General features: G+C 31.4%; 11 protein-coding genes. 8 read left to right on the plus strand and 3 right to left on the minus strand.

Features of this window, described 5'->3' with window-relative positions; translation table 11 throughout:
* Positions 1-24 precede the first annotated feature (24 nt).
* Positions 25-1425: an N-acetylglucosamine-specific PTS transporter subunit IIBC gene (gene nagE / locus ACWJJT_RS15140; protein ID WP_462955286.1), complete on the minus strand. Its 1401-nt coding sequence runs from the start codon at positions 1423-1425 to the stop codon at positions 25-27.
* A 456-nt stretch (positions 1426-1881) separates the two neighbouring features.
* Between nagE and ACWJJT_RS15145 the strand changes: the two genes are divergently transcribed.
* Genes ACWJJT_RS15145 through nagB form a run of 4 tightly spaced genes read left to right on the plus strand, consistent with a single transcriptional unit; the run spans position 1882 to position 5500 of the window.
* The gene (locus tag ACWJJT_RS15145) at positions 1882-2613 is read left to right on the plus strand and encodes a GntR family transcriptional regulator (RefSeq protein ID WP_165411670.1); all 732 of its coding nucleotides are present in this window, start codon (positions 1882-1884) and stop codon (positions 2611-2613) included.
* 55 nt (positions 2614-2668) lie between these two features.
* On the plus strand, positions 2669-3544 hold the full coding sequence (gene murQ / locus ACWJJT_RS15150) for an N-acetylmuramic acid 6-phosphate etherase (RefSeq protein WP_462955287.1): 876 nt from the start codon (positions 2669-2671) through the stop codon (positions 3542-3544).
* 34 nt (positions 3545-3578) lie between these two features.
* The gene (gene nagA, locus ACWJJT_RS15155) at positions 3579-4742 is read left to right on the plus strand and encodes an N-acetylglucosamine-6-phosphate deacetylase (protein ID WP_220286196.1); all 1164 of its coding nucleotides are present in this window, start codon (positions 3579-3581) and stop codon (positions 4740-4742) included.
* Between the two features lie 32 nt (positions 4743-4774).
* Positions 4775-5500 carry a glucosamine-6-phosphate deaminase gene (gene nagB, locus ACWJJT_RS15160; RefSeq protein WP_220286052.1) on the plus strand — a complete coding sequence of 242 codons (726 nt, stop codon included), beginning with the start codon at positions 4775-4777 and terminating at the stop codon, positions 5498-5500.
* A gap of 84 nt (positions 5501-5584) precedes the next feature.
* Here nagB and ACWJJT_RS15165 read toward each other — a convergent pair whose 3' ends face one another.
* Positions 5585-6013 (minus strand): CBS domain-containing protein, encoded by a 429-nt coding sequence (locus ACWJJT_RS15165; protein WP_165411673.1) that lies wholly within the window; start codon positions 6011-6013, stop codon positions 5585-5587.
* Between the two features lie 225 nt (positions 6014-6238).
* Between ACWJJT_RS15165 and ACWJJT_RS15170 the strand changes: the two genes are divergently transcribed.
* Together ACWJJT_RS15170 and ACWJJT_RS15175 are read left to right on the plus strand one after the other, a co-directional pair.
* A complete protein-coding gene (locus ACWJJT_RS15170; RefSeq protein WP_462955288.1) occupies positions 6239-8152 on the plus strand; it encodes a BMP family ABC transporter substrate-binding protein in 1914 nt (637 codons plus the stop codon).
* Between the two features lie 19 nt (positions 8153-8171).
* Positions 8172-8768 carry a metallophosphoesterase family protein gene (locus ACWJJT_RS15175; protein ID WP_224579026.1) on the plus strand — a complete coding sequence of 199 codons (597 nt, stop codon included), beginning with the start codon at positions 8172-8174 and terminating at the stop codon, positions 8766-8768.
* 45 nt (positions 8769-8813) lie between these two features.
* Here ACWJJT_RS15175 and ACWJJT_RS15180 read toward each other — a convergent pair whose 3' ends face one another.
* On the minus strand, positions 8814-9713 hold the full coding sequence (locus tag ACWJJT_RS15180; RefSeq protein WP_462955289.1) for a DMT family transporter: 900 nt from the start codon (positions 9711-9713) through the stop codon (positions 8814-8816).
* Positions 9714-10062: 349 nt separating this feature from the next.
* Here ACWJJT_RS15180 and ACWJJT_RS15185 point away from each other — a divergent pair, with 349 nt between their 5' ends.
* Both ACWJJT_RS15185 and thiI read left to right on the plus strand, forming a co-directional pair.
* Positions 10063-11205 (plus strand): cysteine desulfurase family protein, encoded by a 1143-nt coding sequence (locus tag ACWJJT_RS15185; RefSeq protein WP_462955290.1) that lies wholly within the window; start codon positions 10063-10065, stop codon positions 11203-11205.
* 25 nt (positions 11206-11230) lie between these two features.
* Positions 11231-12373: a tRNA uracil 4-sulfurtransferase ThiI gene (gene thiI / locus ACWJJT_RS15190; RefSeq protein ID WP_216301972.1), complete on the plus strand. Its 1143-nt coding sequence runs from the start codon at positions 11231-11233 to the stop codon at positions 12371-12373.
* Positions 12374-12571 lie beyond the last annotated feature (198 nt).

Here is a 12571-nt window from a genome sequence, read left to right on the forward strand (position 1 = left end):
TAACCTTTTTTATGTAATTAAGGACTATCGTGTCATAGCAATTTTCATTTGAGTTACTAGTGGATCAGCAATGGTACCAACAATAATCTGGTAATTATTGTTTCCGATTTTCATAACAGCAGTAGCCCCAAGCTGCTTTAATCTAGCTTCATCAATAAGAGAATTGTCTTTAATAGATAACCTTACTCTTGTAATACAAGCATCTATAGTCTTTATATTTGCTTTGCCTCCAATAGCCTCTAACATACTAATAGCTCTAAGACCTAACTCAGAAGTATTTAGTTTAGCAAGTGCAGGAGAGGTTTCATCATCTCCTCTACCTGGAGTCTTTAAGTCGAACTTCTTAATAGAGAAGAAGAAAACAAAGAAATAAATAACACCGAATATTAAACCTATTATTATTAAAAGTATTGGCTTGCTTGCGATTCCAAAGCTTAGAACATAATCAAGTATACCTGCAGAGAAAGTGAAACCAGATTTAATTCCTAAAGCAGAAGTTATGGCAAAAGCTGCTCCCGTTAATATAGCATGAATTAAATATAGTGCTGGTGCAATGAACATGAATAAGAATTCAATTGGTTCTGTAATACCAGTTAGGAAAGCAGTAAAAGCAATACCAAGAAGCATTCCAGTTACAGCTTTTCTATTTTCTTTTTTAGCTGTAGCTATCATTGCAAGACATGCAGCAGGAAGACCAAACATCATAATTGGGAAAAAGCCTGTCATAAATGTTCCAGCAGTTGGGTCCAGTGCGAAAAATCTAGTCATATCTCCTGTAATAAGTTTACCAGCAGCATCCGTAAAGGTACCAAACTGTACCCAAACAAGTGTGTTCATAACATGGTGTAATCCAAAAGGAATAAGCAATCTATTTAGGACTCCATAAAAGAAGGCGCCTATAGAACCAGAGTGAGCAATAACATTCCCTGCATTATTAATAATATCTTGAATATGAGGCCAAATATAGCCAGCGCCCACACCTATAATTAAAGTGTAAAAGGATGTTATAATTGGAACAAAACGTTTACCACCGAAGAAACCTAAGAAATCTGGAACCCTTATACTCTTATACTTGTTGTATAGGTAACCAGATAATATACCAACGATAATACCTGCTAGTACACCCATATCTATCTTAGCATTAAAAGTGACAGCAACTTCAGTTAATACAAAATAACCAACTGCAGCTGCAAGACCTGCAACTCCATTGTTATCATCTGCAAGACCTATAGCTATACCAATTGCAAAAATTATAGGAAGATGGCCAAAAATAGCATTTCCGGCAGCGAACATCCATGCAATATTAAATATATCTGGAGCTCCCAATCTTAATAGTAGTCCGGCTGCAGGCATAACTGCAATTGGCGTCATCATAGCTTTTCCAAGTTTTTGAAGATTTGATGAAAATTTGTTGTTTTTAGACATTTTAGTACCTCCTCGTTTTTGGATTAGATAAAAATTATTAATTTTTATCTACCCTGTGGTTTTCATGGCATGTTACATGATTAAATTATAGGGATAAATGCAGTGATATTTATTAATATAGGTGAAAAGATATTATTAAGTATTACTCAGTACTAAGAATATTTAAGAAATCTAACACCATGATATACATGATAAAAAAATCGTTAAAGGTTTACAATAGATGAATAAAAGAGCATATGCCTTATAAATCTAAACTATTTTCTATGGACTCTATAATCGAATCAGATAGCTATTAATACTAAATTGTAATTTGTTGTTTCAAATAGGTTGTAAAAAAAACAAATTTGAAATATAATTGGTATATACAACATAACAACATAACAATATAATAACATATAAATTGCATATGTGCACTAATTTACCAAAAAAAATATTATTAATCAAGGAGGGAAAAATTTGAGAAAAATTTCGAAGGATAACCCTATACCACTTCATTATCAAATAAAAGAAATATTACAGGAAATGATAGAAAATGAAGTTTTAAAGCCAGGGGAATCAATTCCAACAGAAAGAGAACTGTGTGAAATTCAAGGGGTCAGCAGAATGACCGTAAATAAGGCTATTATGTCCTTAGTAAATGAGGGGTTAATTTATAGAGAACAGGGAAAAGGGACTTTTGTGTCTACTGCAAAGGTTAATAGTGAAATATCACGGCTCAAAGGATTTACTGAGCAAATGCAAGAAAATGGAGTGGTATCAAAAACTAAAATATTATCTTTTAAGGTAATAGACGCAACAAAGAAATGCAAGCTTGAACTGAAAATGCCTGAAGATGAAAATAAAATTATTGAAATTAAAAGACTGAGATTTAGTGATCAGCAACCAGTAGCAATTGAAACAGCGTGGCTTCCATATTTTTTATTTAATGGAATGACTAAAGAAATTATTGAAGATAAATCACTGTATGAAATTTTTCGTCAAAAGTATGGTCATCATCCGGATAAAGCGAAACAAACAATTGAACCTACAATGTTAAATCAATATGAAAGTAACCTTCTTAACCAAGAAAATGATGCTTTGGCATTAATATTTAGGCGAACCACCTATTTAGAAAATGAAACTCCAATTGAATATACCAAAGCCATATATAGAAGTGATAAGTATAAATATCAAATAAACTTAAAATAATAGGAAAACAATCCAGAATTGTCATATACCCCATAGATAAATAAGGAGGTTTTTTATGAAGGGAAATAATGAAAATAAATTTAATTTAGATACAATGAACACCTTTGAAATTCTTAAGAAAGTGAATGATGAGGATAAAAAAGTAGCTATAGCTATTGAAAATGAGCTAAGTAATATAGAGAAAGCTGTGGAACTAATAGTTGAAAGCTTTGAAGATGGTGGGAGGCTTTTTTATATTGGCAGTGGCACAAGTGGAAAATTAGGAGTAATGGATGCATCAGAATGTCCTCCTACATTTGGTACCGCGGATTCTATGGTTCAAGGAATTATCTCTGGTGGAAAAGAGGCAATAAGTGGATGGCTTGAACATACGGAGGATGATCCAGAACTGGCGATTCTAGATTTAGAAAAGGTAAATATAAATAAAAAAGATGTAATAGTCGGCGTAACAGCTAGTGGTAATACCCCTTATGTTGTACGCGCTATGGAATACGCTAAAGAAATGGGTTGCAAAACTATAGCACTTATATGTAATTCAAAGGGCAAAATCAAAGATATTTGCGAAGTTACTATAGCTATAGAGGTTGGATCAGAATTAATACTAGGATCAACTAGAATGAAAGCAGGTACTGCACAAAAAATGGTTTTAAATATGTTAAGCACTGTGGCAATGATAAAACTTGGCAAAACTTATACTAACTTGATGGTTAATGTACGACCTATTAATAAGAAGTTACAACAACGTGTACGCGAAATAGTAAAGCTTTCCACAGGTGTGGATGATGCCCTAGTGAATAAAAATCTAGAAATCTGCGAATATGACCCTAAAGTGTGTATTGTTAAAATTAAAAAAGATGTAACCCTTAAAAAAGCAAAAGAAGCCTTGGAAAAGACCAAGGGAAATGTAGCTAAGGCATTAGCAACATTATAATAATTATATTCAAATATTTGATGAGGTGATTAATATTAAAGCTATAGTTAATGGAAAACTTATTATGAGAGATAGAATAATTTATGATAGTGTAATAATTTTCGATACAAAAATTATAGACATTATAAATAATGATAACTTCCTTCAGTATAAAAAAGAGTATAAGGAAGAAATACTAGTGATAGATGCTAAGGGTAAATATGTATCACCTGGCTTTATTGATATTCATATTCACGGCTCCGGAGGCTATGATACCATGGATGCAACGGCTACGGCATTGAGGGTTATAAGTACTACAATAGCTGAAAATGGAGTAACATCTTATCTACCTACTACAATGACTATGGACTCAATTAGTATATATAGTGCGTTAGATGCTATTAGACAGGCAATGTCATTAGAAAATGAAGGGGCAAAGATTCTAGGGGCACATATGGAGGGACCTTTCATAAATGAGAAGTACAAAGGGGCTCAGAAGGCGGATAATATTATAAAGCCCAATTATGATATTATAAAGGATTATTTAGATATTATTAAAATTATAACCCTTGCGCCAGAAAAGGATGAAAATCATAGTTTTATAAAAAAAGTAAAAAGTAATTCTAAAATTACATTATCAGTAGGTCATTCAGATGCAAGTTATGAAGAGGCTGTACGTGCTATTGAGGATGGCATAACACATGCGACTCATACATTCAATGCTATGACTCCCTTAAATCATAGAAAACCAGGAATTGTAGGTGCAATTTTCACAAATGATATAACATGCGAGCTAATAGCGGATCTAATACATGTTCATCCAGCAATTTTTAAGATGCTCATAAATATCAAACATAAAGATAAAATGGTACTTATAACAGATTCTATGAGAGCTGGATGTATGAAGAGTGGCAATTATGAGCTTGGTGGACAGAAGGTAACAGTTGAAAATGGAGCTGCAAGACTTCAGGATGGAACACTCGCAGGTAGTGTTTTAACCTTAAATAAGGCTGTTAAAAACATGTTAAATCATAGTGATTTAGAAATCTATGAGGTAGTGGCAATGGCATCGCATGTTCCGGCAAAGGTTATTAATATGGATAATAAAAAGGGCAGGTTAGAGGCTGGATTCGATGCAGATATAGTTGTTTTTGATAATGATATAGATGTATTTTTAACAATAGTAGAAGGCAAAATAGTTTACGAAACTCAAAAGTAAAATTTTGAGTATTATTATAAGGTGGTGCGAATATGAGAATATTAGTTTTAGATAATTATGAAGAAATGAGTAAAAAAGCTGCTTTGATGATTGCAAGCCAAGTTATGTTAAAGCCTGATAGTGTATTGGGCCTAGCTACTGGAGATACTCCACTTGGCATGTATAAGGAATTAATTGCGTTGTATAACAAAAAAGAAGTAGATTTTAATGAGGTCAGAACTTTTAACCTGGACGAATATTATGGAATTAATAGAGAAGATCCTCAAAGCTACTATAATTATATGATTAATAATTTGTTTAATAGTATAAATGTAAACGTAAAAAATATTAACGTGCCTGATGGTATGGCAATGGATATTGAGGCTTCATGCAGAGGCTATGAAAATAAAATAAAAGAAGTTGGCGGCATAGATATGCAGATCCTTGGTATAGGTGGAAATGGGCATATTGGATTCAATGAACCAGATGTAACCTTTGAGGCAGAAACGCATTTAGTTAATCTTAATGAACAAACAATAGAAGCTAATTCTAGGTTTTTTAAGTCAAGAAAGGATGTACCAGTAAAAGCGATAAGTATGGGAATAAAGACAATAATGAACTCTAAGAAAATTATTTTACTTGCTAACGGCTTAAATAAGGCTGAAGCTATAGAAAGAGCTGTTAAAGGTAAAATAAATCCTAATATGCCTGCTTCAATTCTGCAGCTTCATAATGATGTAACAATAATTTTAGATAAAAAGGCTGCTAGTAATTTATAAAAGTAAAACACCTATACTAGATATTAAGCTAGTATAGGTGTTTTATTTAAATTATATATTTATTCTAGTATGCTTATGCTTTAATTAAATTAAAGCTTTCAATTCATTATGTTCGTATAATAAATTATAACAATAAGTTATTATATCACTTCTTTTAATTATTCCTATAAAAACACCATTATCATCTACAACGGGGACAAAGTTTTGATCCTTCGCTAGTGATATTAAGCTCTCTATATCTGCACTAATTAATACTGCTTTGTTAGAGATATGCCTTGGGATATCTTCAATTAAAATTTTATTTGTATCATTAAAACTTAAATTTGGAGTATTCTTTAGTTTCCATAATAAATCACCTTCTGTTAAAGTACCTACATAATTACCTGTTTCATTTATTAAGGGCACAGATGTGTATCTGTGGTACTCCATCCGTTCTAATGCTTGCCTCATTGTAGAGCTTGGTTTTTCATAAACAAGTTCACTTTTAGGTGTAAGAAAAAATGCTATGTTCATACTTTACCATCCTTTAAAGATTTATATTTTGGGTTGTTAGATATCTTACAATATTATTATAACATGTTTAATAGAGTTATTTATTAATAATCTATTAAACATATCAGTATCTATCAAAATGTTGTTAAATACATTTTGGTATATTATAATATATAAAAGAATATTTACCATAATAGGCTGTTGTGGTAATGGTATGGATAGCTGGAAAAATTAAGGAGTGAGTGTATGATCAGTTTTTCATCTGTTGAAGAATATAAAAAGGCTAGCAAATTGGCTAAAGTTAAATATCACATGGACATATCAAGAGGGGCTTCTGGCCATATATTATCCTTAGATAGTATTTTAAAAAAAATAGATATAGTAGCGGAAGTCCCTTTAGGAATAAAAAGCATTCCATTAAAAAAAATAATAGGATCCTATTTTTATACAAGGAGTAGGGATTTTGCAACGAACTTTCTTCCTCTAGCTAGTATTGATAGCGAATTCTCTATGAAATGGCAAGCGGTCTATGCTCATCACATTAAAGATGGAATAATTGACCCTGTAAAAATTTATGAGTATATGAATGAATTTTATGTTATGGAGGGAAATAAGCGTGTAAGTGTATTAAAATACGTGGATGCCTATGCGATAGAGGGCGATGTTACTAGGCTAGTTCCTAAAAAGGATGAGAATGATTTAAATAACATAATATATTATGAATTTTTGAACTTTAATAATGAGACTGGGATAAATGCTATTTGGTTTTCCAGGGAGGGTAGCTTTACCGAGCTTTTGAAGTATTTGGATGGATATAATCCGAAGCTTAACTTATTTTCAAATAAATACGAGCATTTTTTAAAAAATGTTTATTCACCTTTTAGAAATACCTTTTACGAATTAGGTGGAGATAAATTAAATATTACCACTGGAGATGCGTTTTTAAAATATATAAAAATTTATGGAATCTCAGACGAATTCATAGAAACAAAGAGAAAATCAAGGGTTCGTAAGTTCTTAGGAGAACTTAAAATACTTTCAAGAAACAATGCAGTAGAAATCCAAACGGAACCTTTTGATGTGCGCAGGAAAAATGTTATTACTTCATTTACAAATTTAGTAGGCCCACATAAAAAATTAAGAGTAGCTTTTATTTTTGAAAAGACTATTGATACATCAGGTTGGAGTTATGTTCATAATCTAGGAAGACTGTATGCACAAAATGAATTAGAAGGTGAAATAGAAACTTTTGTTATAGATAATTTTCAAACTGAGGGTGATAGTTATGAAAGATTAAGGGAGTTATGTGAAAAAGATTATGACATTATATTTACTACATGTCCATCTTATCTTAATATAACTTTGAGGGCGGCTTTAAAGTATGACAATATTAAATTTTTTAACTGCTCTCCCGTAAAGGCTTTTAGAAATGTAAGTACTTATTTTGGGCGTTCTCATGAACCAAGGTTTTTACTAGGGCTTATTGCCGGGGCTATTACAAAATCAAATATTATAGGATATATAGATATTTATAATGAAACAGAAGTTATAACGGGGATTAATGCTTTTTCATTAGGTGTTAAAACTGTAAATCCGAATGCGAAAGTTATGATTTCTTGGCTTAATGAAACAGGGGATATCAATCATTCAAAGGAATTAATTCAAGGGCTTCAAAGGCTCGGTGCAGATCTCATAATGCAAAATGACCTAACAGCTTTAGGTAAGGGGTCAAGAGATTTTGGACTATATTCACTAAAGTATAGTGAAAAAGAGGGTAAATGGATACCGGAAGTGAACTATGCTTTAATTACATGGGATTGGGGACAGTTTTATGAGAAAATACTTAGAAATATAGTAAATGGTAGTTTTAAAGGTATTTTTAGTACTGAATCTAAACGAGTAAGTTTTTGGTGGGGGATGGACTCGGGACTTGTGGATATTATATATTCAAAACATAATGTACCAATTCAAACTCAAAAATTAGTAGTTATAATGCGCGAATTAATTATTGAAAACAGATTCCACACTTTTACTGGTCCGGTGCACGATACAAAAGGTCAACTTAGGATAAATGATGGTGATATAGGAAACTACGAGGATATGTTATATATGGACTGGTTTGTAGACAATGTTGTAGGAAAACTTCCGGTGGAGGAGTAAATAATCAGAAGATAAGTAGGTGATTAAAGTTAAAGTTCTATTAGTTTCAGATATAGAAGATAGTTACATTTGGGATCATTTTGATTGTGAAAGGTTTAAAGAAATTCAGATGGTAATTTCATGTGGAGATTTAAAAGCAGATTATTTAGAATATCTAGCGAATATGATTAAAGCACCTGTATTTTATGTTAACGGTAATCATGATATAGCATATTTAGAAAAGCCGCCAGCTGGATGTATCCCTATTGATGATAAGATAATAGTATATAAAAATATTAGAATACTAGGCCTTGGAGGATCTATTGACTATAATAAAGGCCCTTTTCAATATTCTCAAAAGGAAATGCAAAAAAGAGTTTCGAAATTAAAATTGTGTTTATGGAAGAATAAGGGGTTTGATATATTAGTCACACATTCACCTGCAAAAGGTATGGGGGATGGAAAGGATCTTTGTCATCAGGGATTTGAAGTATTTATCGATATTTTAAATAAATACTCTCCGAAATATTTTTTTTACGCTCATCAGCATTTGGACTATGGGAAAGGTGATAGAAAAATGATTTATAACACCACCACTCTTATAAATGCATTTAAATATCATATTATTGAAATATAAAGAACTCATGGGCAATGATTTTCCCATGAGTTCTTTATATTTGTTTTATGGAGTAGCGGATATTTTCTTCATTTTTAAGAAATTCAATTTAGTTTCTGTTGTAATAATTGCGATAAATATAGTTAAACATCCTAAAATCATTTTTGATGTAAATATCTCATTAAGCATTACAACAGATAAAATAGAACCGAAAACAGATTCTAAACATAAGATAATAGCAGCATGAGTAGAAGTGGTATATTTCTGTGCTACATTTTGTATGATAAATGAAATCATTGTGCTGAAAATCGCTAAATAACCAATTGCAAATATTGTATCTGAATTTAATGATTGTGGCATTGGTTCATAAATTAAAGCGGCTATAATTGAAAATACTGCAGCGGCACCTAACTGTATTATTACAAGTGATATAGCATCAACTTTTTCAGTGAAAAATCCAACAGAAACTATATGAGCTGCAAAAAATACTGCACATAGTAGAGTTAAACCATCACCTAGCCCAATACGTATACCTCCATCTAAGGTTAGCATTCCTATCCCAACAAAACACAAAAATGCAGATATTAATGAATATGTATCTGGCTTTTTTTTGCTAATTACCCAATAAAGGAAGGGCACAATAACTACATTAGTTCCAGTTAAAAAAGCATTTTTACCAGCAGTTGTATATTTCATACCAATAGTTTGAGCAGCAAAGCCTAAAAACAAGAGAAGTCCAACCAAAGTTCCAACCTTAAGTTCATTTTTAGTAATAAGTTTAACCTTCTTTCTGAAAATTAAAAGCATAATTATTGTGGAAATACTAAAACGCATTGCCATAATATAAAAAGGTGTAAGACTATCTAAAGCACCTTTTACAGCTATAAACCCACCGCCCCAAAAAATTGCAACTAAAAGCAAAGACATATCGGCGAGGATACTCTTTTTTTTGTCAGTATTTTTCATGGTTATCACTCCTTCAATTTGTAGTGTAATACTAAGGTTACGCGATTTAAATTTAGTGAAATTACTCAAATGTCAGTTGATAAATTATATATTCCAATAAATTTATTTTACCATAAAAGTAAGCATTAACCTATATGTTATGTCGCAATATGTGATGATTCAATTTTTTTCTTAAACCATTCTATAATCATCAGCTCCATATCAGGTTCACTCTTTACAGGATATTTTTTTATTTATTGACATTAATAATTAACATATTTATAATTAAATAAAACAGAGTGAAATAGTAAGAATTAATATATACAGTTAGTGGATTCTTTAACGATATTTAGAGGAGAGAGATAAAAACATGGAAATATATTTAGATAACAGTGCAACTACTAAGCCTTATGAAGCAGTTATTGAGGATGTATGTAGTACTATGAGAAATTATTATGGTAATCCATCTTCAGCACATAGTTTGGGGTTTAAGGCAGAGCAAAAACTTAGGGAGATAAGGGTAAATATTGCGAGTAGCATAAATGCTAGCAGTGAGGAAATAATATTTACATCAGGAGGAAGTGAAAGTAATAATTTTCTTATAAAGGGGTTTGCTAAAACATCTTCAAATATAATAACTACCAAAATAGAGCATCCAAGTGTATTAGACACATTTAAGGCGTTAGAAGATTTAGGAATAAAGGTTACTTATATTGATGTAGATGAAAGTGGTAGAATTGATATAGAAAATCTTATAGACAGTATAGATAAGAATACTCAAATTGTTAGCGTAATGCACGTTAATAACGAAGTAGGTGTAGTGCAGGATATTGAGCTTATAGGAAAACGAATTAAAGAGAAAAGTAGTAGGGCTAAATTTCATGTGGATGCAGTACAAAGTTACGGAAAGATTCCTATTGATGTACAAAAGTGTAATATTGATTTACTATCTACTAGTGCACATAAAATACATGGACCACGCGGAATTGGATTTGCATATATACGGAAAGGACTTATACCAGGTAGCTTAATAAATGGTGGAGGACAAGAAAGAAATTTAAGATCTGGTACAGAAAATCTTGCTGGAATTGTGGGATTTGGAACTGCAGTACAGACTAGCTGCAAAAATCAACATGAGAATTTTAACAGTGTTTTAGAGGTAAAGAAATATTTTATAGAAAAACTGTCTAAGTTAGATGATGTTATAATTAATAGCAAACTAGAAGAGTATTTCACACCGTATATATTAAGTGTTTCATTTAAAGGGATTAAAGGAGAAGTATTACTTCATGCATTAGAAGCAAAAGGGATATATGTTTCTACAGGTTCAGCATGTTCTTCTAAAAATCATAAAAGTAGTGAAATATTAAAGGCACTTGGAAGAAGTTTAGAGGAGCAAGGTGGAACTATACGGTTTAGTTTTTCAGAGTGCAATAATAAGGATGAAATAGACTATGTTATAATCGAATTAAATAAATCACTAAAGTTTTTAAGAAAGATGAACAAAAGATAATGAATCACAGAAGGAGTGTCAAAAGATGAGAAAATTAATTTTAGTAAAATTTGCACCAGAAATCTTTTTAAAAGGGCTCAACAGAGGTAAATTCGAAAAAAAACTTAAAGACAATATAAAAAATGCTATAAGAGACTTAAATTACGAATTTGTTGAGGATCAAGGAAGATGGTTTATATACTCAGAAATGATGGAGGGAATTATAGAGAAGGTTAAAAATGTTTTTGGAGTAATGGAGGTTTGCGTAGTTACACAGGTTGAAGCTTCTATGGAGAGTATTGAAAAGCAAGCACTTTTAGACATGATAGAAAGCGCCGCTAAAACTTTTAAAGTAGAAACTAATAGAGCAAACAAAAAATTTAGCCCAGGATCTATGGACGTAAGTCGAAAAGTAGGGGGTTATATATTACAAAATAACGAAGACGTAAGTGTAGATGTACATAATCCGGAGTGTACAATAAATGTTGAAATAAGAAATATGGCATACATTTATGCTAAGAGAATAAAGGCAGTGGGTGGATTACCTTATGGAATGAATGGTAGTACTATGCTTATGTTATCAGGAGGTATAGACTCACCTGTTGCAGGCTACATGATGGCAAGACGTGGGGTAGAACTTCATGCAGTTTATTATCATAGCCATCCGTATACTAGTGAAAGAGCAAAGGATAAGGTAAAGCAATTAACTAGTATTTTAAAAGAATACACCGGTAAATTGACTTTGTATGTTGTACCTTTTACTGAAATCCAAATGCAAATTATAGAAAAGTGTAGAGAAGACGAATTAACAATAATTATGAGAAGATTTATGATGAGGCTTGCGTGTGCTCTAGCCGAAAAATATGGCATAAATTCAGTAACTACAGGAGAAAGCATAGGGCAGGTAGCTAGTCAAACTATGGAGGGACTTGTAGTAAGTGATGATGTTTCTGATAGACCAGTGTTTAGACCACTGATCGCTATGGATAAAATAGATATTATAGATGTGTCAAGAAAAATAGAAACTTATGAAACCTCTATTTTGCCTTATGAGGATTGTTGTACAATTTTTGTTCCTAAACATCCAAAAACAAAACCAAGGTTAATTGAGATAATTAAATCTGAATCAGTTTTAGATATTGATAGTCTAGTTGAGAAGGCTATTTTGGATATGGAAATTTATAAATAAATATATTTATGTTAGTTAATCAATCATGTGTATTAAATTAAATAAAGTGTTAATAATAATATAATAAACACATATTGAAGGGGTGATTAACATAGCTAAAAAAGGTACAGAGAAAAAATCAGGTTCTAAGGATACTAAAGATAAAACTCAGAAAAAGAATCAAAATGGAAACACAGTTAAATAAAATGTAATATAAAA

This window comes from Clostridium sp. CM041, assembly GCF_055081035.1.